We start from the raw sequence: 20,092 nt of genomic DNA on the forward strand, positions 1-20,092 counted from the left end.
GCCCCGAATCGGGAAACTCCGAGAGACAGCCTCTCCTCAAGCCTCTCCTCGCTTGGAATTAAATAGGCCCTCAAAAGCTCGGCCTCCTTCAGGAGGTAGTCTATGTGCCAGTGGAGTTTTTTCTCCCTTGCGAAGTGCCTCTCAACCCTCTTTTCGAGCGAGTTCATGGCAGAGCCCACATAGACGTAGTAGCCTTTCCTCAGGGAGAACTCCCTAGCCCTTGTCTTTACAGTCTTATCTCCCCTCAGGCGTATCACAAGGAAGTAAGAGCCCTTCATGAAACATCCTTCGGCTTATCATTTATAAACCCTTGACCCTACTGTGTCCGGTGTGTCGGATGGTTGAGAAGAGAAAGAAAAGGCCCGTAGAGGACTTCGCCTGGCAGGAGTACGAGAAGGAGGTGTTTGAGAAGACCTTCCCTGCCCTCGCAAGGGAGCTTGGGGATGAGAGCCTGCCAGTAAAGGCCTATCGTGTCAGCGAGGTGGAAGGGGAGGTCGAGGCTGAACCCGTTGACTTTTCGGGCTACGAGCCTACTATAATGGACTTCTTGAGGAGATGCGAGACCGACGAGGAGGCCCTTGAGATAATCAACTGGATGGAGGAGAGGGGCGAGATAACCCCCGGGATGGCGAGGGAGCTTAGGGTTACGCTGGCGAAGAAAGGAGTTAGGGCTTTTGGATCAAAGAAGGAGTGGGGCTGGTACGAGAGGCACGGGAGGCGCTGAGGTGAGAACTTTCATAATAAAGGCGTCGAAGACCCACACATCGCCGGACTTCAGTTTAGACGACCTCCCCGGGACGAGCGGGAGGATAGATGTGCTCTGCAGATTCTTGAACAGTACCTTCCTTCTCTCCCACGGTTTTAGGAGGGATGTAAGGGCATGGTTGCTTCTCTATGGTCCTCCAAATCCTCCAAAGGCTATAAGGTTTGAAGGGCAGAGGCTCAGGGCCAGGCTCAACCCGGACGAGAGGAGCACGGCGAAGCTGATAATAAGAGCCCTAGAGACGGGAAAAGCCATCAGGGAACCGAGCAGAGAACTAGAAGTCCTTCCGGGTTTATACATTAGCAACATGACGTTTGAAGACGTCGTGAGGAGAACAGTGAAGGAGTCCAGGCTCTTCTACCTCCACGAGGAGGGGAGACCCATTCAGGAGGTGAGCTTTCCCCAGAACGTTGCCTTCGTCCTCGGAGACCACGAAGGTCTTCCGGGGGAGGACGAGAGGTTCCTTGAGGGGATAGCGGAAAAAATAAGCGTCGGGAGGAAGAGCTACCTGGCCTCTCATGTCGCTGCCTTCGTCAACATATTCCTAGACTCGCTCACTCCTCAGCCTTGAGCCTCAGCGAGGTGTGCTCCTGCTTGAGCTCCTCGATCTTCTCGGTGAGCTCATCAACAAGCTTTTTGATGCTGAGGGAGAGCTCCTCAATGGCTTTAACCTTCTCCTCAAGCTCCCTTTCCCTCTCTTCAACCTCCTCCATGGCCTTTGCCAGCCTCTCCTCCTCAGACTTCTTATAGACCTCGACCTTGAGGGAGTCGTAGTCCCAGACTATCTGGCCGTTGGAAATATTAAAGTCAACGGTTATTCTCACGACATCCTCCTTGGCAACCCCCATCTCCTGGAACTTCTCGAAGAGCCTTTGGTTCAGTTCACCGGCGGCCCTGACGACCTCCTTGGGGTCAACCTTCCCCTTAGTCAGGGCAAAAAGGACGCGCCTAACCTTGTGGGCGTAGCCGCTCGCCCTGACATAACCGCTGCTCAACCTCATGGACACCACCAAAGTTCTATTCGCAAAAGGTGCATAAATGCTTAATGGTGGTCGCCGGTGAACATACCCATCTTTAGATCCCCGGGAGCGGTAAGTCCACTCACTCCCACAGGATAGTCGAGCGCTACGGCCTGACTTACATCTCCTCCGGCGATATAATCAGGGAGGAGATAAGGGAGGGGGAGCGAACTTGACAGGGAGATGGAGCGCTATTTGGCCGAGGGCCAGCTGATACCTGACACGATAGTGAATACATTGGTTATATCCGGGCTCAGACGACGGAGGGATAACTTCATCCTCGACGGCTACCCCAGGACTCCGGGAAGAGGTGATAGTCTTCGAAAACTACCTCTACGACCACGGCATACAGCTCGACCTTGCCTTGAGATTTTCATAAGTGAGGACGAGAGCGTCGAGAGAATAAGCGGGAGGCTTATATGCCCCAACTGCGGTCTATCACCTTCGCTACAGGCCCTCCAGGGTTCCGGGAATTTGCGACGTCTGTGGCTCAAGGCTCGTAAAGCGAGAGGACGACCTGCCGGAGGTCGCGAGGGGAAGGTATAAAACCTACACCAAGAACATGGAGCCGATTATAAGTCGAGGGTGATATACGTCAGGGGTGAGGGCGAGGGATGTATAGGGGAAGTCTGGAAGAGGATACGCCCGCTCCTCGACTACATCAGCGGGAGGGGCCGTTCTTCAGGTGCTTCATCAGTTCCCTGACATCGTCCCTCTCGGAAAGGTCTCCTTCGACTTTCCCTTCACTGAGTATCTCAACCCTAACCTGGTAGCTGACTCCGAGCAGGCTCCTCAGGTAAGCCTCCGCCCTTTCCTTAAGCCTGTCCGAGAGACTCATCTCGGTGGCCCTGTCGAGCTTCTGTCCTGGTCTAACGGTGAGCCTAACTGCATCTTCCTCCATGTTCAGGGTCAGGGCCGTCACTTGGTAGCCCCACTCCCCCAGCTTTATGGCAAGTCCCTTCCCGACGCGGGCCAGGGCTGACTTCACCCCCTGTGGCCCCTCAACGGTTAGGGAGATGCTACCCCTTCTACTGCTTCCCCTGGGGACTTCCTTTACCTCCAAGCCTGCTATGTGAAAAGAGACACCGTAGAAGTCCCCGAAGGAGGAAGTCGCCTCATCACAGAGCTTTTCCAGGATTCCCTGGATTATGCTCTCTATGTCGTAGGCCTGAAAGCTCCTGCGCGAGGCCTCAACGTAGAAGAACAGGTTGATTTCCTGTCCCTTTGGAACGACCCGGACCCTCATCTCCTCCACGACTGCCCCAAAGGATTCGAGGGCTCCCTGGAGCTTGTCGGCGAAAAGCTTGTCAATTATAGGGTAGTAATCTGGAGGGTCAACTTCTAGCAACCCTTCCATTCTCCAGTGTAGTTTGTGGCAAATCTCTTTAAGGGTTTCCATTGAATCTGCTTTGTCCCAATAGTCTCCCCGTGGGGGCAGGTGAGCAACTTGAGTGGCCCGCATCTCATAACCCGTGAGGAAGCCCTAAGGCGGGCGGAGAGAATAGCCCAAGAATATCGGGCACTCTACGGGGTTGAGTTCGAGCCTGAAAGGAGGTTCATCTCCCTGAGTTCTCTCGTCCCAACTCAAGCCCAGCTTAACGAGGCCAAGCTCATCGTGGTTCTCCAGGAGATAAAGCACGGCTACGATGCTCCCGTAATCGTCATTCCCTATGGGGAGAAATACTACATCGTAGACGGTCACCACAGGGCCTTTGCCCTCTGGAAACTTGGCTTTGGAGAGGTTGAGGCAGTGATTCTAAGACCGGGGAGGGATTTTATCCCTGGAATAGTCAGGACAGCTGAGAAGAGCGGGCTTAAAAGTCTGACCGACATAAAAATAGTCAGGGACTAGGAGGGCTCAGCCCTCCCAGATGATGTAGGCCTTTTCCGTGAGGAATATGGGCTCAACCCTCTCGCTGACTATTACAACCTTGTTCCTGCCGTACTTCTTGTAGATCTCCTCTAGGTACCTGTTAAAGAAGTCCGCCGGGAGGGAGGCCTTCCCTTCAATTATGTTGTCCCCCTTCTTCACGGAGAGAGTTTTCACTGGAACGTAGCCGACGATCTCCATGTGAGGTTCTAGGTAAAAGCCCTTCTTGTAGATGTCCGTGCCGTTGGGTGCCACGTAGTAGTAGAGCACCCCCCTGAGGGTGAACTGCACGTTTTTGTAGGCCTTATCGAAGGCCTCAGTCAGCTTTATTGTCCCGCTCTCCCCGGGCTTCAGAAGTTCGCTGGGCCTGGCCAGTTTGCCGTTAACGTAGACCGGGCCGTTGGTGACCCCGACCGGCCCCTTCTGGATGAGGATGAACCGGTACTTGGTGGCGCGGGGGACATTGAGCTTAAGGATCACGGGGGTTTCGTTGAGGTAGTTCATGTTGAGGTTCTCGACAACGACCTTGCTCTCGATGAGCTTTGTGCCGTTGTATGCCTCGAAGACGAGCTTTCCATCCTTTATATCCCGCCCAAAGGCCGAAATCCACAGACGGAACTCGTGCTCTCCAGTCGGTAGTTTTCCACCGGAGAGGGTGCTGTATATCGAGACCCACGTCTTGTTTTCCAGCACGTCTATTCTGTAAACCCCAAAGGGCCTGAACTCGTAAACTCTGACGCTCGGCACCTTGACGCCGTAGTTTCTCTCAATGTAGCCGTTGTAGGCTGTATAGACAAGCTTAAAGTTGGCAAAGAGCTTCTGTGCATCCCACTGGTTGAGCGAGAAGGGGAGGGCAAGCGCAAGCCTCACGTAGTCGCTGAAGGCGATTTTTTTGTAGGCCAGTATGCCACCGTAGGAGGTTATGTAGAGGACGTAGGGGATGACGGCGCGCTTCCCGTGATATACCTTGCCGTTGGTAAGGTCTATTGTCAGGTAGGGCTCGTACACGGCGTTTCCGAACTTGACGAGGACGGTGTTGTTTTTAACCGTCATCTGGTTGCTCTGGACGTAGCCGAACATAGCGTTGCTCCTGTATTCGCCGTAGTTTATCGCGCCGCCGAGGTAAGCTATCGCCCCGAACTTCCCGAAGTCGCTCTGCCTGTCAAAGGGGTCAAGGAAAGTGATTACGTACTTGTCCTCCCAGGCTTCAAGGTCGACCTCGGCTTTCTCGTTGGTTCTCGAGAAGAAGCGAGCTATTATGTACCTCCTGTCGTAGCCGTGACCGCCGTCGCTCACTGCCCTTCTATGGCTCAGCAGGCTCGACTCCTCCCAGTAACCGTAGTCCCACCAGCTCATCACCGTATCGTAAGGGCTGCTGTGGTTTGCTATCCAGGAGAGCGCGTCCATCCAGCTCTCGGGGACGCTGCCTGGCATCTTGGGGTTTATGAAGCGGTAATAGGCCATTGAGTTCTCCTGCTGGGTCATCGCATAGCTTGCCCCAACGTATGGCATGGGGATGAAGAGGAGCGTGAGGAAGATGGCGTAGAGGGCCTTTGTCCCGGCGCTTTCCTTCATCCTCTCAACGAGGACGAAAGCTTCTCCTATGAGTATTCCAGCAAGTATGGTAATCGGTCCAGAGGCCTGGAATGAGAAACGGATGGCGTTGAGGAGCAGGTAAATGGTGGCAAGGTAATAGACGATTATGAAAGTTTCCTTGTACCAGTCGTATGCCCCGCTCTTGAGCTTCTTCGTTAACTTGAAGAGAACTAGGAAGAAGCCGGCCAGGGCTATGAAGAACACCAGTCCGTCGCTGCCCCTTATGCTGAAGTACGGTGCAATCTGGCTCCAACTGGTCTTGGCGAGTTCCGCAACCGTCTGGTAGAGCGGGCTTGACTGGGTCGCCTGCCCGAGGAATTTGAAGAGATCCCTGCCAAAGTAGCCGTAGAATGCCAGAAAGCCGATGACAAGAACGGCACTTACGGTTCCGAGCCTGTGGAGCTTGTCCGAGTATTTAAGGCCGAGCCTCCTACCGTAGAGCATCAGGGCGACGAGGACAAGGAGCGCCAGATAAACCTCGAAGGCGAAGACGAGGAAGTTTCCTATTCCGATGAACCGGGTCCAGCTCACAGCCAGTCCCAGGAGTATTGAAACACCAAGAATCGAGAGGTACTCCTTTGTGAACCTTTTGAGCTGTGCTATCCTGCCCGCGATAAAGACGCCTATTGCGTAGAGTCCCCCGAGGGTCAGGAGCACCATGACACCGAGCTCACTACCGTTCCAGACCCCCATGTAAATCGGGCTGAGGATCAGGAAGAGGATGGCGCTGCTTATCTTTTTCCAGTTCCACTTCTTCTCGTCAATGTAAACGAGGAGGAAGAACACCGCGAAGAGGAAGAACATCATGAAGGGCCCTTCACCACGGTTGTTTCCTGAGTAGGTCTTCGTTATGTTGGCAGTTGAGAACATAACCATTGCCGCTCCCCAGAATCCAGCCCAGTTGGAATGGAGCTTCCAGCCTATAAGGTAGACCGCTATGACGATCATTGCCCCAACAAAGGGTGGCCAGAGCTTGAAAGCTCCCAGGACGCTGGTGCCGAAGAGCGCGTGAGTGACTTTGTAAAAGAGGGCCTGCATCGTGTAGAGACCGAGGTAGCCCTCAGCTTTTATACCAGCCGGAGGATAGGCGTAGGCGTAGTACTTCGGAATCCAGTGGCTTATTGCCTGCCTGTACATCTCGTAGTGGAAGAACGTATCCGGGTCAAGGAAGGTCTTGTAGGCAGCCGTTACATCCCTTATTTTGAACCCGATGTAGGCGAAGATAAGTGCCACAAGGGGCAGGCCGCAGTCACGGGCGTAAACATAGGCCTTTGAAAGGCCCGGCCCCTTCTTTTTTCTTTTCTCCTTGACGTCCGTTTTCATGGACACCACCTCATTCAACGGTAACAGACTTGGCAAGGTTCCTCGGCTTATCGGGGTCGTTGCCCCTCAAAACCGCGAGATGATAAGCGAGGAGCTGGAGGGGGACTATGTATGGAATCGGGCTCAGCAACTCGTCCAGTTCCGGCATCTCGATGAAGACCTCGGAAACTTTCCTCAGCTTTTCCGAGTCTCCGAGGGAAATCACGAAGGCCCCCCTCGCCCTCGCCTCCTCTATGTTGCTTATGGTCTTATCAAGGGTCTTACCGCTCGGGGCTATCGCGACAACGGGGACGTTCTCTTCGATGAGGGCCAGAGGGCCGTGCTTCAGCTCACCAGCGCTGAGCCCCTCGGCGTGGATGTAGCTTATCTCCTTGAGCTTCAGCGCCCCCTCAAGGGCCGTTGGGAGGCCTATGCCTCTGCCTATGTAGAAGAAGTCCCGCCCCCCCTTCAGGCTCTCCGCGAGCTCCCTGAGTGAATCGCTGAGTCCCAGTATTTCCTCCATCCTGTTGGGCACTTCCCTGAGTTCCTCCTCAAGCCTGTTGAGGTACTCCTCTTCGGCCGTCCCGAGGATGCGGGCAAGCTCTATGGCGAGCATCGTCAGAACTGCCAGCTGGGTCGTATAGGTCTTGGTCGCTGCCACTCCAATTTCGGGCCCCGCGTGGGTGTAGAGGGTTAGATCAGCTATCCTTGTGGCCATACTGCCAACGACGTTGACTATCGCCAGGACCTTTGCGCCCTTCTCCTTGGCGAGCTTCATCGCTGCGAGTGTGTCTGCGGTTTCCCCGCTCTGGGTTATCGCTATGAGAAGTGTGTTTTCATCAACGAGGTCTTCGAACTCGTATCGGAACTCACTGGCCTCTTCCACGATGGGAACCTTCTTGACGAGGCGCTGGAAGAGGTATTTTCCGGCTAGGGCTGCATGGTAGGAAGTCCCCATTGCGACGAAGTAGACCTTATCGTAGTTCCCTATCTCCCTCGCAACAAGCTTGACTGCCTCGGCGTTTCCGTGTATAGCGTCTCTCAACGCCCTCGGCTGCTCGAATATCTCCTTGAGCATGAAGTGGGGAAATCCAGCTTTCTCGGCCATCTCAAGGGTCCAGCCTACCTCCTTGACCTCTTTCTTTACGGCTTCTCCGGTGAGGAGGCTCTTAACGACCCACGAGTCCTTCGTGACGACCGCGTACTCCATGTCGTCGAGGAAAACGACCCTGTTGGTGTATTCGAGAAATGCCGGAACGTCGCTCGCGGCGAACATCTCCCCGTTACCTATGCCGAGTACAAGGGGGCTCTCGTTCCTCACGAAGTAAAGTCTGTCAGGTTCTTCAGTGTAGATTATTCCGAGTGCAAAGGAGCCCTTTAACTTTAAGAGAGCCCTCCTGAGGGCTTCCTCAAAGCTCCCCCCGGATTTAAGTTCCTCTTCTATGAGGTGGGCTATAACCTCTGTATCGGTGTCACTCTCAAACCTGTGGCCCTTCTGGAGAAGCTCCGCCCTGAGTTCCGAGAAGTTCTCGATTATGCCATTGTGGACGAGGGCTATCTTCCCGGTGCAGTCCCTCTGGGGGTGAGCGTTTATATCGTTGGGAACTCCGTGAGTGGCCCAGCGGGTGTGGCCGACACCGCGCTTGCCGGGCATCCTGTGGAGTCCGAGCCTCTCAACGACTTCGTCTATCCTTCCAGCCCCCTTGAGTATGTGAAGGACGCCGTTTTCTTCAGTTACAACCCCAACGGAGTCGTATCCCCTGTACTCAAGTCTCTTGAGCCCCTTCACTATTACCTCCGCTGCCGGCCTGTCGCCGATGTAGCCGATGATACCGCACATGCCACTCACCTTATCCTTACTCTTTTCCTGGATAAACCCACGGAGTTAAAAGCTTTCCTGAGGTTGTCGGGAAAAAGCCTTTATACGCTTGACCCCATCATAGGGGGGTGTTGGCGATGAGGATCGACGACTTCATCGGGCCTGAGAAGCCAAGGAAGAACGGGAGAGAGACTAAGAAAAAGAAGTGCCTCAGGGAGACAAGCCTAGACGCGTTCCTTCCGGAAGAACACATCGAGTACTTCAAACAGCTCCGAATTGGCTCGAAAAAGGTAAGGAACTCCAGAGTTGAGAAGCTATAAGGCCTCCGCTATTACCGCTTTCTCCCCAATCTTGAAGACGAAGGCCCTCCTCTCGCCCTTAAGGTTTGCTTCGATCCTCTTCCTGAGCTTCCAGTACTCGTTCTGGGGAACGCTCACCTTGAGGGTCGCCCTCCCAAAGCCCTCTTTCCTCAGGAAGTCGTTTATCCTGAGGGGATGAAAGGGAAGAACCCCAACAACGCTGTAGGTTCTCTTGAGGTAGGGGCTTTTGGTTTCTTCGTCTCCAGTGGCTAAAACCCTCCTCTTCTCGCGCAGGAGCATCTTTGCTTCAACTGGGAGGAGGTGGAAGAGTTCGTTTATCAAATCGGCATAATCCACGCTCTGCGGTATCTCGTAGATGTATTCGCCGGGTTTCTCGGCCCACTCGACGATGTTCTCCAACCTCGGGTCGCTCTCAAGCCTGACCCCGGCTGGAAGTACCACCGCGCTCCTCTCGGCCTTCGTGAGTGGTTCGGTGTAGAATGTGAGCCTGTTGAGCGCTCCAAAGAGGTCTATGTACTCGAACTCGCCCTTCCAGGGGACTCTATCCCGTCTAATCTGCGGGGGCAGGTCAAAGATGAAGGCGTTGGTTTTCTTTGAGTAGGCCCTATAAACCCTCAGGGGGCTTGGAAGGAGGTCTTCCAGCCTTCTCTCAGGCATCTCGGGGGGCCGAGCGGGGTCGGAGAAAATCACATCGGCATCGATCCTCTCAACAGTCTCGGGAGCGAGTGAGTCGGCGTTTATGAACTCGATGTTTTTCACACCGTACTTTTCTGCGTTCCTCCTTGCGAACTCAACTTTAAGAGGGTTGATGTCGATTCCATAAGCCCTCTCAACCTTCATGGCGTAGAAGATGAGCTGTATCCCTATCCCACAGGAGACGTCGACGATGCTCCTGATTCTAAGCTCTCCCAGCCTTTCTGCCCGGTATCTGGCCACAACCTCGTGGGTCGCATAGCGGAGGCCCTCCAAGTCCATCCAGAGGTCATCGCGGGAGAACTTGTCCTTTGCCTTTATCCTCGCCCGCGCTATCCCCGCTATGAGCTCCCAGTCCTTTCCAAGCCTCGCGCGGATCTTCCTCCCGTCGAGGCCCTGTCTTATCATCTCAATGGCCCCTTTTACCCTCTCTTCCGTGACCCCTTCGAGCATGTTCTTAGCTAAGGGAGAGGCTTAAAAACATTTGTTGGGAACTCCCAGCGGTGCAGGAGATGAACTGGAAGTTCGTTGTCTTCTGGGCAATCGTCATGATAACGATGGTAGGAACCTTCCTTTACGACTACAACTTCGCCTCCCAGCCAGCACTGAACGGCTACATGGGCGACGAGGTTTGGTATGTCCCTGCCAGTAGGAACGTCCTCCATATACTCGGGGTGAACGTCACCTACGAGTTCAACGGGAGCTACGGGGTCAACGTGATATTCAGCAACGAGACTGCCAAGATGCTCTACATGAGCACCGCCGATGGAATAGCCGCTATTAACGGTGCAACATTCAGGAGGGAGTACAACAACTTCCCGGGCGTTTACTATGACATTCCAAAGGCCTATTACCGGAGGTTTCTCAAGGAGCTGTCGCTTGACCTGCCTAAAGGGAGCTACTACGTCGTCCCCGGCTATGAATACCCTGACAAGGACGATATTCAAAAGTATCTCAACACCGAGCACCCCTTTCTTGGAAAGGACATCATAATGCTCTCGATGGTCGCTCTAGGCGACGAGCCGATCAACTGGCGCCTCCCGGGCATAATCGAGTTCGCCCTACTTGAGCTGGTCGTCGTCCTCGCAACGTATAAAATCAGCCGGAGCTACCTCGCGTCGCTGATAGCCCTTGCCTTCGTCACGGCCGACCCAACCCTGCAGGCAACATCCGTTACTGCCATGCTCGACATCCACGTGGCCTTCTTCGTGGGCCTTTTTGTCCTGGCCCTCGCCTACGAGAGGGAGTTCACATCGGCTACCTTTCTCGGTTTGGCCTCTGCCGTTAAGCTCAGTGGGGCCTTCGGGTGGCCCGTCCTCCTGTGGAAGGCCCTGAAAAGGGAAAACTCGTTCGTGAGGTTCATGCTGGTCGTCGTCGTAATTCCGACAGTGGCCTTTCTAATCCCAGAGCTCACGATAATAAAGGCCATAGGCTTTGAGCCCTGGCTGAGACAGTTCCTTGGGAGCTTCAAGTGGCACCTGAGCTATAAGGGACCAAACCCCAACCCCTCGCCTTTCTGGGGATGGTTCGTCGACTACAGGCCCTTCTACTTCCACTACGGCCCGGACGTGGTGGCATCAACAGATCCAGTCCTGCTGCTCTCCATGGTCGTTTTCATCCTTGCCATGCCCTGGCTCTACAGAAGGAAGCCGAAGGTTATCGAGCCGTTCCTTGTCTTCTGGAGCACGGTGGGGTTCTTTGCCCTTCAGTATGCCCTCGGCGGGAAGACGCAGTTCACCTTCTACACAACGGTTCTAGTCCCCCCTGCGGCGGTCGTCATGGGTGTTTCGCTGAACGAGCTCCTCCGCTGGGAGGCCTTCAGGGAGTCGCTGGGCTTTTACAGGAAAGTGCTTGGAAAATTCCTTGCCCTCCTCAGAAGGTTCAGGCCCGCTAGAGAAAGGCCTCAAGGGTGAGTTGTCCCCTTCGCTCTTTTTTCAGTTTCTCCTCTATCTTCCTCAGCGTTTTCCAGCTCTTCCTCACTATTGGGGGAAAGGCGTTGTGCTCGCGGTAATAGCTTTCGAGGAAAGCCCTTGTCCTCGGGTCGCTCGGGTAGCCAGAGCCGATTTCACCGTATTCCTTCTTCAGCTCCTCTATTGCCCTGTCCCTCTCTACCTTGGCCAGGATGGAGGCAGCCGAGACAGGGAGGAACTTGTCATCGGCCCTGTGCTCGGCTATGACCTTAACCTCGAAGCCTAGCCTTTTCCGTATTTTCTCCCCGAAGCGGGCCTCCTCGACGTCCGCCGAATCTATGTAGACGACATCCGGTTTGACCTTCAGTCCGTTCAGGACCTCGCTGAACTTCTCAACTTCGAGCTCGTTCATTGTCCCCCAGCGGGAGTCTATCTCCTCAGACGAAACAGTCAGGATAACGTAGTCGTCGGCGAGCTTCACTATCTTCCCGAAGAGTTTTTCCCTCCTCTTTGCCCTCAACCTTTTCGAGTCCCTCACCCCAAGGGCCTTCAGTTCGGGGAGCTTTGAGTCGTCGAAAACGGCCGTCGCTATAACCATCGGTCCTATCACCGGCCCCCTTCCAGCTTCATCTATTCCCGCTACCTTCATCCCCTCCACCTCGCGAGGAGAACCCCGTAGACAATCCCCAAGATTATGGTGGCTATGCCGCTCGGGGGGATTGCGGTGTAATAAGCCAGAACAATTGACGACAGCTGGACGGTGAGGGTGGTGAAGAAGCTCACAGCGAGAACCTTCCTCAAGTCGTTGCTGACCATCAGGGCTATCGCCCCCGGCAGGATGGCAATAACCTGAAGGGTTATCAGTCCGACGGTTTGGACTATCAGAGCCCCTATCGTTCCAACTATGACGTATAAAACCATGAGGTAAACTCTGGCGTTGCCGCCGTAGCTTTCGACTCCCTCTGGGTCAAAGCTCAGGTAGAGGAAGTCCCTATAAAGAAGGAGGAGGGCGAAGAATATTACCGTCCCACCTGCCACTAAAAGGGTGAGGTCGCTGAGGGAGACTAGGAATATATCGCCGGTGAGGTAGGAAACTATGTTCTCCGTTAGGGGGAAGTAGGGTCTCGTCGCCATGACCTTGTAGAGTATCCCGAAGCCGAGGACGGTCAGTCCGGCAGCAAAGCTCGCGGTTATTCCAACGGCCGAATCAGGGGTGAATCCTATCTTCTCCAGCTCCGCTATTGTGATGACTATTACAACCGTTGCAACCAGGGCGACAATCATGACGAGGGAGTAGCTGTTCAGCAGGAGTGCGAGTATCATCCCAAGAACCGCCCCGAAGAGGAGTGCATGAAAAAGTGCGTGTGTTAGAAACGCCAGCCCCTTGGTGTTTATTATTGGACTGAGAAAACCGAGCAGGACGCTCACCATAATGCTCGCGAGAAGGGCCCTCAGGATGAACTCCGGGATCATAGGTGTCCACCCCTGTGGATATGGAAGTCCCCGGTTATGCAGTAAACCCTGCCTCCAACGGGTATTACCCTCGCCAGCGGGCCGTAAACGGACTTCACGACCTTATCGGTGAGAACAGCCTCAGGCCTTCCGAAGGCTATCAACCTCTTGTTAATGAGCATAACAAGGTCGCCTACTCCGAGGAGGGGGTTTATGTCGTGGGTGGTTATTATCATCGTTACCCTTTTCTCGTTCTTTATCTTGCTCAGGACGTTTGCGACCTCAGCTCTGGCGCTGGGGTCGAGCGCTGATAGGGGTTCATCCAGAAGGAGGAGCTTTGGGTCGCTCATCAGGGCCCTCGCGAGGAGAATCCTCTGCTTTTGACCCCCACTCAGTTCCCTGAACAGTCTGTTCTCCATTCCACCCAGTCCGACGAAGTTCAGGACTCCCTTTGCCTTTTCTATGACTTTGGAAGGTATTCTGAAGTGGGCGAAGCCCCTCCTGTATATTCCGCCCATCGCGACGACTTCAAGGGCTGTGAGCGGGACGCGCTCGTTGAGGGAATGGCTCTGAGGGACGTAGCCGATCAGCTCCCTCGCATTGCAGGGTTTCCTCCCGAAGACCTCAATCTTCCCCCGGTATTCCCTATGGAAGCACGCTATAGTTTTTAGCAGGCTCGTCTTTCCAGCGCCGTTGGGTCCGAGCAGGAGTAGAGTTTTCCCCTCTTCCAGCGTAAAGGTAACGTCACTGAGCGCTGACTTCCCTCCGTAGGATATTGTTAGGCCCTCAGCCCTTACCGCGTCCATCTTACCAACCAAGCTCCTTTTACGGGGTGTCCTTTTAAGCTTTCATGTGCAGGGGATATCGTTGTTCCGTTTGTTGCAAAAAATTTTTAAAATTTCTCCTGAACTCCAAGTGAAGAATTTTTGCGGGGGTAAGCTTATAAGGGGTAAAGGAGAGCGGAGGGAGGTGATGCTCATGGCGTACCGCAGGAATGGAAGAAAAAAGAACAGGCACGTTGAGGGGGAGGAGGTAATTCGCGTTCCCCTCCCTGATAGGAGTAAGGGACAGCTATTCGGAGTTATAGAGCAGGCCCTCGGAGCGGGATGGATGGACGTCCGCTGTGAGGATGGCAGAATAAGACGATGCAGGATTCCGGGCAAGCTGAGGAGAAGGATGTGGATGCGCGTTGGAGACGTCGTCATAGTCCAGCCCTGGTCAGTCCAGAGTGAAGAAAGGGGCGACATAGTCTACCGCTACACGAGAACCCAGGTCGACTGGCTCCTCAGGAAGGGTAAGATAACCCAGGACTTCCTCACCGGCGGGGAGCTCCTGCTTTGAGCCGAGTGATGGCTCATGAGGGAAGAACTCATTGAGAGGGAAATCGAGGAAGTCCTTGGTCTCAGGGAGAGGCGAGAGAAGGACAGCGAACTCTACAAGATAGCTAACGAGGTCTTTGACAGGACAACTAGAGAGGCGCTCGCTTACCTCCACAGGCGCGGGAAAATTGAGGGGCTCTACGGTGTCATAAGCACCGGCAAAGAGGCCAACGTCTTCGCCGGGGTTGACGGCGAGGGCAGAAGGGTTGCGGTGAAGATATACAGAACTTATACGACTGAGTTCAGGAGAATATGGGAGTACCTTGCTGCAGACCCGCGCGTCGGCTACCTTCCGAAGGACATGAGGAGGCTCGTCTTTCAGTGGACGAGGAGAGAATTTAAGAACCTCCAGCGGGCCATCAAGTACGCTGTCCGCGCTCCGGAACCTATAGCCTTCAGAAACAACGTCCTGGTGATGGAGTTCATAGGGGACGAAACACCTGCCCCGAGGCTTAAGGACGTCGAGAAGTTCCTCTCGAGGGAGGACTTTGAGGGGCTTTACTCCCACCTCATCGGGGTTATAGAGAGGCTCTGGAAGCGCGGGGGTATGGTGCATGGCGATCTGAGCGAGTACAACATCCTCCTCCAGGGCTCTCCGGTAATAATTGACTGGTCGCAGGCAACGGTGAAAAGAAACAGGATGAGCGTCGAGCTCCTGAAGAGGGATCTGAGGAACGTGATAAGCTACTTCGCGAGAAAGGGCGTTGATGTTGACGATTACGATGAAAAGCTCCGCGAGCTGTTGGGGTGAGAGAATGGATGAGTTTGAGAGACTCCTCAAGAAGTATGAGAGGATCGATAAGGACGGAAGGATCGCTGAGGAAGAAAAGGGGGATGAAATAAGCTATTTTACTGAGGGGGAGCAGGAGGAGTTCGTTAGAATTCCGAAGGAGAGGATAGCCGTCCTCATAGGGAAGAAAGGTCAGACCAAGAAGGAAATTGAGACGAGAACCGGCACAAGGATAGAGGTTGACAGCGAGACCGGAGAAGTCTTTATAACCTCAACCAAGGACACCAGGGATCCCCTTGCGGTGTGGAAAGCAAGAGACATTGTCGTCGCCATTGGCAGGGGCTTCTCCCCGGGGAGGGCCTTCAGGCTCTTTAACGAGGGGGAGACCCTTGAGGTCATAAACCTGCCGGACATTATAATCGGTAACGACAAGAACGCCCTCCCTAGGGTCAGGGGAAGGATAATCGGCAGGAAGGGCAGGACAAGGGAGATAATCGAGGAGATGAGCGGGGCTGACGTCAGCGTTTACGGGAAGACCGTTGCAATAATAGGCAACCCCATTCAAGTGGAGGTGGCCAAGACGGCCATAGAAAAGCTCGCAAAGGGCTCCCCCCATGGTGTTGTTTACAAATACCTTGAGAGGAGGAAGAAAGACCTCGAACTGGAAAGCTCGGCCTACTACGAGGCACTTGAAAGGGATTTTGAGGAGGAATGAGTATGGCAGAGGCGAGTCAGCTCTTTAAGGAGTTCAAAATCCAGAGCGTCAGCGAGTTCTTCAGGCGGAACGCGGCAATGCTCGGCTACACGGGCAAAGTCCGCTCGCTCACAACGCTTGTCCACGAGGCGGTGACCAACTCCCTTGATGCGTGTGAAGAGGCCGGCATTTCTCCCTACATAAGGGTCGAGATTGAAGAACTCGGCAGGGAGCACTACAAAGTCGTTGTGGAAGACAACGGGCCGGGAATCCCGGAGAAGTACATAACCCACGTCTTCGGAAAGATGCTGGCCGGAACCAAAGCACACAGGAACATCCAGAGCCGCGGTCAACAGGGTCTCGGAATAAGCGGTGCAGTAATGTTCGCCCAAATAACGAGCGGAAAGGCAACGCGCGTTATAACCTCGACAGGGGACGATATAATCGAGGCCGGGGTTAAGATCGACGTCGACAAGAACGAGGGCAAAATCGTAAAGAAGGAGAGGCACCCCAACCCGGAGAATTGGCACGGCACAAGGATAGAGCTCGAGGTCAAAAACGTTAAGTACATGCGCTCAAAGCAGGGTGTTTACTGGTATCTCAAGCTTACTGCCATAGCCAATCCCCATGCCCACATCGAGCTGATTGAACCGGATGGCAGGCTCATAGTGTTCCCGCGGTCGAGCGACGAGGTTCCCAAGCCGCCGGTGGAGATGAAGCCTCACCCCAAGGGGGTACTGACTGATGACGTTTACAGGATGGCGAAGAAGACCAAGCGGCAAACGGTAAGGCGCTTCCTTATAGGCGAGTTCTCGCGCATAAGCGAGAAGAAGGTTGATGAGCTCATTGAGTACATAGCCGCTTTAAGGCTCATAAAGACCGAGAAGGACAAGAAGGTTCAGGAACAGCTCTACGAGAGGCTCACGAAGGGCGAGGTGAAAGCCGTCCTTCGCTCCTTCAGGGGCTACACCAAAGTCGTCAAGCAGGTAGCGAAGCTCATGGAGAATCCACCGGAAAAGCTCAGCTGGCACGAGGCAGAGGAGATCGTTGAGGCCTTTAAGTACATGAAGTTTCTCGCGCCTCCAACTCACGGCCTCAGGCCGATAGGCGAGGAGAACATCGAAAAGGGCCTGGCCGGCATCCTCAAGCCGGAGTTTGTGACCGCTGTCACGAGGTCCCCAAAGGTCTACTCCGGTGGGATCCCCTTCCAGGTCGAGGTTGGCCTTGCCTACGGCGGTGAGATTCCGGCTGGCTTCGAGCTCCTTAGATATGCCAACAGGGTTCCTCTCCTCTTCGATGCCGGCTCGTGTGTGACCACTCAAGCTACCCGTTCAGTTGACTGGAAGAGGTACAGGATAGACGACCTCGACAGGGCTCCTCTGGCTCTCATGATAAACGTGGTATCGGTCCACGTTCCATACACAGGGACTGGGAAGCAGAGCATAGCGGGTGTTGAGGAGATATACAACGAGATACGTCTCGCCATAATGGACGCCGGGAGGAGACTGCAGACATACCTCAGCGGAAAGCACAGGAAGATGGCCCAGGTGAAGAAGAGGAAGACCTTCGAGAAGTACGTGCCCGAGATAGCGAGGGCGTTAAGCATACTGACAGGTGAGCCCGAGGGGGAGGTCAAGGAGTACTTCCTCAGGTTTATCGAAAACCATTTCTCTTCCAAAGAGTCCCCGGCGGAGGTGAGCGAGAATGCCTAAGCGCAGAATCCACCGCGAGAAGCCAAAGGAGCGCTTTTCCTACGACCCGAAGAGAGTACTCAGCAGGCTTGAAGAATACGGGAGGAAGGTCCTTGAGGAGATCAGGACTGGTAAGAACCCTTACTTTGACATTCCCATGCGTGGCCTGAACAATGTCTACTTCGACGAGAAGTCCCGGCTAATCAGGATGGGTAACAAGCTCTCCAGGAGGTACTTCCTCAACGTGGCTCATGCGAGAAAGTTTATGCAGACACTCCTCATCATGGCCTATGTCAAGCGTCTGGTTGCCGAAAGCAAACACGCGAGCCTTCGTGAAGCCTACTACGCCAACAAGCACACCATTCCTGGGACGAGGGAGAACACCTTCGAGGACCAGCGCGAGAGCGACCCAATCATAGAGGATCTCGAAAGAATGCTCGGCGTCCTGCGTGAGGAGATGCACATCACAGCGGACAGGCGTGGGTACATCTACGGGGACATAGTCATCCGCGACGGCGAAGACGAGTTCAACGCCTCGAGGCTGGGAATGGGTGGCTGGGCCGTTCCTGGAACGGTTGAGCACATCCAGTTCTCGGAGATAAACGTTGACTACGCCTTAGTCGTTGAGACTGCAGCTATGGCCGACCGTCTCATTGAGGAAAAGTTCCCGAGGAGAGGGAACGCCCTCATCATAGCAACCCAGGGTCAGGCATCGCGTGGCGTCAGAAGGTTGATCCACAGGCTCCACTACGAAGAGGGGTTGCCGATAGTAGTCTTCACAGATGGCGACCCCTACGGTTGGTACATCTACTCGACGATCAAGCAGGGCTCGATTAACCTTGCCTACCTCAGCGACAAGCTGGCAACGCCCGAAGCCAAGTTCGTGGGGATGACGATGGACGACATAAAGCGCTACGGCCTTGAGAACGTCACGGAGAAGCTGAAAGGAATTCCCCCGAATAAAAAGGGTGGCCCTACCGGCGACTACAAGAGAATCCTTGAGGAGATGGAGTATCCTTGGTTCCAGAACAGGGAGTGGCAGAGACAGCTCAAGCTGGCCCTCAAGTGGGGGGTCAGGATTGAACAGCAGGCCTTAGCAAACAAGTCCCTCGAGTTCGTGGCTAAGGATTACCTGCCCGAAAAGATAAACAGCGGTGATCTGTTGCCATGACAACGACCGAGGAGCTCGTCGCCCAAGTGAACAAGATACTCGACGACATCGGGATAGACCTCGGCAGGCACTTTGAGAGGTTCGACCCGGTCGAGCTGGCCCTCACCCTGAAGTCCAACCTCTCCCTGCTGGGCGAGCTTGAGGAAGAGCTTGAGAGGCGCGTTGGCGACACGGCTCCTTCGGTCAGGTTCGTGGACAAGAAGAGCCGTGACCCGCATCTCCAGTGGATATACAGGAAGAAGCACAACAGGACTCTAGCCCTTGAGAGGCTCCGCTCGGCAATTACAGCCCACAAGATAGCTCTCGCCCACATCTCCGCCGACTACTCCTTTTTCCTTGGGAAGAAGGGGATAGGCCTGGATGAGATTAGGAAGGAGAATGCCGGGAAGGTTAGGGCTGAGAAAAGGCCCTTCCGCCTCGGCAGGCTTGAGGTACTTCCCCATCTTGCCTACTCAGGGGACGTCCTTAGACTGCTCGCGAGGGAGGGCGTTAACGTCAGGGAGACCTTCAAGTTCATAAAGGGGAAGCTCAGGGAGAGGGGAACCGTCAGGACGAGGAGTTTGAGAATAGAGGTAGAGTACTTTGAAAACAACAGGCTGAGGAAGGCCAGACTTGACCTTCCGACAAATGCGGATATAGAGATGGAGCTGAGGAAGCGCTTCGGCAGGCGCTTCCGCTGGCGTGTTCTGAGCTTCGTTAAAACGAGGGGAGTTCTTATAAACAACCACTACACCGTGGACAACCTCGCGCTGGCCTATGCCATCCTCGACCCGAAGAGGGGGGCTGAAAAGCTCGGCCTCGACATCTTCCGCTACTACTTTCTCACCTCACCCTCGGACAGGGAAATGCTCGGCCTCTATCCGGGGATAAAGGCCTGCGTTGACTGCCACTACTCGATTTTAGACCTCCCCTTCAGGCACGAGGAGAACTTCAGGACTGGAACCGGGAGTATGTTCCTGATAAGAAAGTGTGAGCTTGAGCGAGAGCTCGTTGGGAGGAAGAAGGACATCAGCAGCATACCAAACTACCTCCTAGGTGGGGTTATGCTCTACGGCATGAGCGACTACGACGAGGAGAGGATCGCCGAGATCCTTGGCATAGACGGGGAGGAACTCAGGGAAGCTATCAGGAAGTTCGTTATCTCTGGCCTTCACAGGGTTCTGTTCCCCAGCACGGACAAGTTCGAGAAGTTCATGCCCAAGAGCGAGAGGGCAAAGCGCTTCCTTGACCTCCTCCAGGGGTGAGAGGATGCGCGTCGAGGTCAACGCGAGAACCTATGAAGAGCTCCTCAGGAAGCTGGAGGGGCTTGATGATAACGTAAGAGAAGTTTATGTGAGCCTGAGACCTACCAAGGAGGTCGTCGTCAAGATACTTGAGAATGCCCCTAACGTTGAGAAAATCTCCTGTCCACCGAGTCTCTATCCAAGGGTTTCGAAAAAGGTCATAGCTGCCCTTAAACAGCTTGGAATCCAGCTCGTCCCCGAGAAGAAGCCAAGGGGCAGGCCAAGGAAGTACGATGAGGAAACTCTTAGGCTCGTCCGCGAGTTGGCCGATAAAGGCACCCCTATCAGGGAGATAAGCACCCGCCTCGGGATACCCCTCAGAACGGTTTACTACCTCGTCAGGGGAGAAGTTAGGAGATAAAAATTATTAACGTCTTTTTCCTATAAAGTGGGGGTGTTT

At 54.5% G+C, this 20,092-nt stretch carries 22 protein-coding genes and 2 pseudogenes; 15 read left to right on the forward strand and 9 right to left on the reverse strand.

The features are described from left to right. On the reverse strand, window positions 1-278 hold a 278-nt coding region (locus MVD07_RS03160; RefSeq protein WP_297498543.1), incomplete at its 3' end, for a DUF123 domain-containing protein. Between the two features lie 59 nt (window positions 279-337). Between MVD07_RS03160 and MVD07_RS03165 the strand changes: the two genes are divergently transcribed. Together MVD07_RS03165 and trmY are read left to right on the forward strand one after the other, a co-directional pair. After that, window positions 338-724 (forward strand): DUF2095 family protein, encoded by a 387-nt coding sequence (locus tag MVD07_RS03165; protein ID WP_297498546.1) that lies wholly within the window; start codon window positions 338-340, stop codon window positions 722-724. A gap of 1 nt (window position 725) precedes the next feature. Beyond that, window positions 726-1,334 (forward strand): tRNA (pseudouridine(54)-N(1))-methyltransferase TrmY, encoded by a 609-nt coding sequence (gene trmY, locus MVD07_RS03170; RefSeq protein ID WP_297498549.1) that lies wholly within the window; start codon window positions 726-728, stop codon window positions 1,332-1,334. On the opposite strand, the gene MVD07_RS03175 is transcribed toward trmY, so the two are convergent. Then, a complete protein-coding gene (locus MVD07_RS03175) occupies window positions 1,318-1,764 on the reverse strand; it encodes a single- stranded DNA-binding family protein (RefSeq protein ID WP_297498611.1) in 447 nt (148 codons plus the stop codon). The two genes, trmY and MVD07_RS03175, sit on opposite strands and share 17 nt — an antisense overlap. A gap of 113 nt (window positions 1,765-1,877) precedes the next feature. Between MVD07_RS03175 and MVD07_RS10925 the strand changes: the two genes are divergently transcribed. The 3 genes and pseudogenes from MVD07_RS10925 to MVD07_RS10935 form a co-directional block, all read left to right on the forward strand. Then, a complete protein-coding gene (locus MVD07_RS10925; protein WP_366078449.1) occupies window positions 1,878-1,958 on the forward strand; it encodes a hypothetical protein in 81 nt (26 codons plus the stop codon). 7 nt (window positions 1,959-1,965) lie between these two features. Beyond that, a pseudogene (locus tag MVD07_RS10930) lies at window positions 1,966-2,133 on the forward strand (nucleoside monophosphate kinase); the annotation flags it as partial. Window positions 2,134-2,251: 118 nt separating this feature from the next. Further along, window positions 2,252-2,371 (forward strand): annotated as a pseudogene (locus tag MVD07_RS10935) (adenylate kinase); the annotation flags it as partial. Between the two features lie 72 nt (window positions 2,372-2,443). Here MVD07_RS10935 and MVD07_RS03185 read toward each other — a convergent pair. Beyond that, window positions 2,444-3,139, reverse strand: coding sequence for a hypothetical protein (locus MVD07_RS03185; RefSeq protein ID WP_297498552.1), 696 nt, complete (start codon window positions 3,137-3,139; stop codon window positions 2,444-2,446). Window positions 3,140-3,229: 90 nt separating this feature from the next. Between MVD07_RS03185 and MVD07_RS03190 the strand changes: the two genes are divergently transcribed. Beyond that, window positions 3,230-3,634, forward strand: a complete 405-nt coding sequence (locus MVD07_RS03190; protein ID WP_297498555.1) for a ParB/RepB/Spo0J family partition protein — start codon at window positions 3,230-3,232, stop codon at window positions 3,632-3,634. 6 nt (window positions 3,635-3,640) lie between these two features. On the opposite strand, the gene MVD07_RS03195 is transcribed toward MVD07_RS03190, so the two are convergent. Continuing rightward, window positions 3,641-6,571: an STT3 domain-containing protein gene (locus MVD07_RS03195; RefSeq protein WP_297498614.1), complete on the reverse strand. Its 2,931-nt coding sequence runs from the start codon at window positions 6,569-6,571 to the stop codon at window positions 3,641-3,643. Window positions 6,572-6,581: 10 nt separating this feature from the next. Next, window positions 6,582-8,390, reverse strand: coding sequence for a glutamine--fructose-6-phosphate transaminase (isomerizing) (glmS, locus tag MVD07_RS03200; RefSeq protein WP_297498558.1), 1,809 nt, complete (start codon window positions 8,388-8,390; stop codon window positions 6,582-6,584). Window positions 8,391-8,500: 110 nt separating this feature from the next. Between glmS and MVD07_RS03205 the strand changes: the two genes are divergently transcribed. Continuing rightward, window positions 8,501-8,689: a hypothetical protein gene (locus MVD07_RS03205; protein WP_297498616.1), complete on the forward strand. Its 189-nt coding sequence runs from the start codon at window positions 8,501-8,503 to the stop codon at window positions 8,687-8,689. On the opposite strand, the gene MVD07_RS03210 is transcribed toward MVD07_RS03205, so the two are convergent. Further along, window positions 8,684-9,835: a methyltransferase domain-containing protein gene (locus tag MVD07_RS03210; RefSeq protein WP_297498561.1), complete on the reverse strand. Its 1,152-nt coding sequence runs from the start codon at window positions 9,833-9,835 to the stop codon at window positions 8,684-8,686. The two genes, MVD07_RS03205 and MVD07_RS03210, sit on opposite strands and share 6 nt — an antisense overlap. Before the next feature lie 59 nt (window positions 9,836-9,894). Between MVD07_RS03210 and MVD07_RS03215 the strand changes: the two genes are divergently transcribed. Next, complete coding sequence (locus MVD07_RS03215; RefSeq protein ID WP_297498619.1) at window positions 9,895-11,295, forward strand: dolichyl-phosphate-mannose--protein mannosyltransferase; 1,401 nt, start codon at window positions 9,895-9,897, stop codon at window positions 11,293-11,295. On the opposite strand, the gene rnhB is transcribed toward MVD07_RS03215, so the two are convergent. The 3 genes from rnhB to MVD07_RS03230 are packed head-to-tail and all read right to left on the reverse strand — an operon-like array spanning window position 11,273 to window position 13,550. Continuing rightward, window positions 11,273-11,941 (reverse strand): ribonuclease HII, encoded by a 669-nt coding sequence (gene rnhB / locus MVD07_RS03220; protein WP_297498564.1) that lies wholly within the window; start codon window positions 11,939-11,941, stop codon window positions 11,273-11,275. The genes MVD07_RS03215 and rnhB overlap by 23 nt on opposite strands. Continuing rightward, entirely contained in the window at window positions 11,938-12,765 is an 828-nt protein-coding gene (locus MVD07_RS03225) for a metal ABC transporter permease (RefSeq protein ID WP_297498567.1), read from the reverse strand. Before MVD07_RS03225 ends, rnhB begins: the two co-directional genes overlap by 4 nt. Further along, complete coding sequence (locus MVD07_RS03230; RefSeq protein WP_297498621.1) at window positions 12,762-13,550, reverse strand: metal ABC transporter ATP-binding protein; 789 nt, start codon at window positions 13,548-13,550, stop codon at window positions 12,762-12,764. The genes MVD07_RS03225 and MVD07_RS03230 overlap by 4 nt, the downstream gene beginning before the upstream one ends. A gap of 172 nt (window positions 13,551-13,722) precedes the next feature. Between MVD07_RS03230 and eif1A the strand changes: the two genes are divergently transcribed. Genes eif1A through MVD07_RS03265 form a run of 7 tightly spaced genes read left to right on the forward strand, consistent with a single transcriptional unit; the run spans window position 13,723 to window position 20,053 of the window. Continuing rightward, window positions 13,723-14,085 (forward strand): translation initiation factor eIF-1A, encoded by a 363-nt coding sequence (eif1A, locus tag MVD07_RS03235; protein ID WP_297498624.1) that lies wholly within the window; start codon window positions 13,723-13,725, stop codon window positions 14,083-14,085. Between the two features lie 15 nt (window positions 14,086-14,100). After that, window positions 14,101-14,874 carry a serine protein kinase RIO gene (locus MVD07_RS03240; RefSeq protein ID WP_297498571.1) on the forward strand — a complete coding sequence of 258 codons (774 nt, stop codon included), beginning with the start codon at window positions 14,101-14,103 and terminating at the stop codon, window positions 14,872-14,874. Between the two features lie 4 nt (window positions 14,875-14,878). After that, the gene (locus MVD07_RS03245) at window positions 14,879-15,568 is read left to right on the forward strand and encodes a KH domain-containing protein (RefSeq protein WP_297498574.1); all 690 of its coding nucleotides are present in this window, start codon (window positions 14,879-14,881) and stop codon (window positions 15,566-15,568) included. 2 nt (window positions 15,569-15,570) lie between these two features. Beyond that, window positions 15,571-17,259, forward strand: a complete 1,689-nt coding sequence (gene top6B / locus MVD07_RS03250) for a DNA topoisomerase VI subunit B (protein WP_297498577.1) — start codon at window positions 15,571-15,573, stop codon at window positions 17,257-17,259. Then, window positions 17,252-18,409: a DNA topoisomerase IV subunit A gene (locus tag MVD07_RS03255; RefSeq protein WP_297498581.1), complete on the forward strand. Its 1,158-nt coding sequence runs from the start codon at window positions 17,252-17,254 to the stop codon at window positions 18,407-18,409. The genes top6B and MVD07_RS03255 overlap by 8 nt, the downstream gene beginning before the upstream one ends. Further along, complete coding sequence (locus MVD07_RS03260) at window positions 18,406-19,653, forward strand: DUF530 family protein (RefSeq protein ID WP_297498583.1); 1,248 nt, start codon at window positions 18,406-18,408, stop codon at window positions 19,651-19,653. Before MVD07_RS03255 ends, MVD07_RS03260 begins: the two co-directional genes overlap by 4 nt. A gap of 4 nt (window positions 19,654-19,657) precedes the next feature. Further along, window positions 19,658-20,053 carry a DUF1699 family protein gene (locus tag MVD07_RS03265; protein ID WP_297498586.1) on the forward strand — a complete coding sequence of 132 codons (396 nt, stop codon included), beginning with the start codon at window positions 19,658-19,660 and terminating at the stop codon, window positions 20,051-20,053. Window positions 20,054-20,092 lie beyond the last annotated feature (39 nt).

This window comes from Thermococcus sp. (assembly GCF_027008145.1).
Taxonomy (GTDB): Archaea; Methanobacteriota_B; Thermococci; order Thermococcales; family Thermococcaceae; genus Thermococcus.

What these genes read in the sequence shown, in the direction of transcription:
- MVD07_RS03255 (WP_297498581.1), top strand. Translation starts at nt 17,252, where the DNA reads ATGCCTAAGCGCAGAATCCACCGCGAGAAGCCAAAGGAGCGCTTTTCC.
- rnhB (WP_297498564.1), bottom strand. Translation starts at nt 11,941, where the DNA reads ATGAAGGTAGCGGGAATAGATGAAGCTGGAAGGGGGCCGGTGATAGGA.
- MVD07_RS03245 (WP_297498574.1), top strand. Translation starts at nt 14,879, where the DNA reads ATGGATGAGTTTGAGAGACTCCTCAAGAAGTATGAGAGGATCGATAAG.
- MVD07_RS03165 (WP_297498546.1), top strand. Translation starts at nt 338, where the DNA reads ATGGTTGAGAAGAGAAAGAAAAGGCCCGTAGAGGACTTCGCCTGGCAG.
- MVD07_RS03195 (WP_297498614.1), bottom strand. Translation starts at nt 6,571, where the DNA reads ATGAAAACGGACGTCAAGGAGAAAAGAAAAAAGAAGGGGCCGGGCCTT.
- MVD07_RS03175 (WP_297498611.1), bottom strand. Translation starts at nt 1,764, where the DNA reads ATGAGGTTGAGCAGCGGTTATGTCAGGGCGAGCGGCTACGCCCACAAG.
- MVD07_RS03230 (WP_297498621.1), bottom strand. Translation starts at nt 13,550, where the DNA reads ATGGACGCGGTAAGGGCTGAGGGCCTAACAATATCCTACGGAGGGAAG.
- top6B (WP_297498577.1), top strand. Translation starts at nt 15,571, where the DNA reads ATGGCAGAGGCGAGTCAGCTCTTTAAGGAGTTCAAAATCCAGAGCGTC.
- MVD07_RS03265 (WP_297498586.1), top strand. Translation starts at nt 19,658, where the DNA reads ATGCGCGTCGAGGTCAACGCGAGAACCTATGAAGAGCTCCTCAGGAAG.
- MVD07_RS03225 (WP_297498567.1), bottom strand. Translation starts at nt 12,765, where the DNA reads ATGATCCCGGAGTTCATCCTGAGGGCCCTTCTCGCGAGCATTATGGTG.
- MVD07_RS03240 (WP_297498571.1), top strand. Translation starts at nt 14,101, where the DNA reads ATGAGGGAAGAACTCATTGAGAGGGAAATCGAGGAAGTCCTTGGTCTC.
- MVD07_RS03210 (WP_297498561.1), bottom strand. Translation starts at nt 9,835, where the DNA reads ATGCTCGAAGGGGTCACGGAAGAGAGGGTAAAAGGGGCCATTGAGATG.
- MVD07_RS03260 (WP_297498583.1), top strand. Translation starts at nt 18,406, where the DNA reads ATGACAACGACCGAGGAGCTCGTCGCCCAAGTGAACAAGATACTCGAC.
- MVD07_RS03185 (WP_297498552.1), bottom strand. Translation starts at nt 3,139, where the DNA reads ATGGAAGGGTTGCTAGAAGTTGACCCTCCAGATTACTACCCTATAATT.
- glmS (WP_297498558.1), bottom strand. Translation starts at nt 8,390, where the DNA reads ATGTGCGGTATCATCGGCTACATCGGCGACAGGCCGGCAGCGGAGGTA.
- MVD07_RS03215 (WP_297498619.1), top strand. Translation starts at nt 9,895, where the DNA reads ATGAACTGGAAGTTCGTTGTCTTCTGGGCAATCGTCATGATAACGATG.
- eif1A (WP_297498624.1), top strand. Translation starts at nt 13,723, where the DNA reads ATGGCGTACCGCAGGAATGGAAGAAAAAAGAACAGGCACGTTGAGGGG.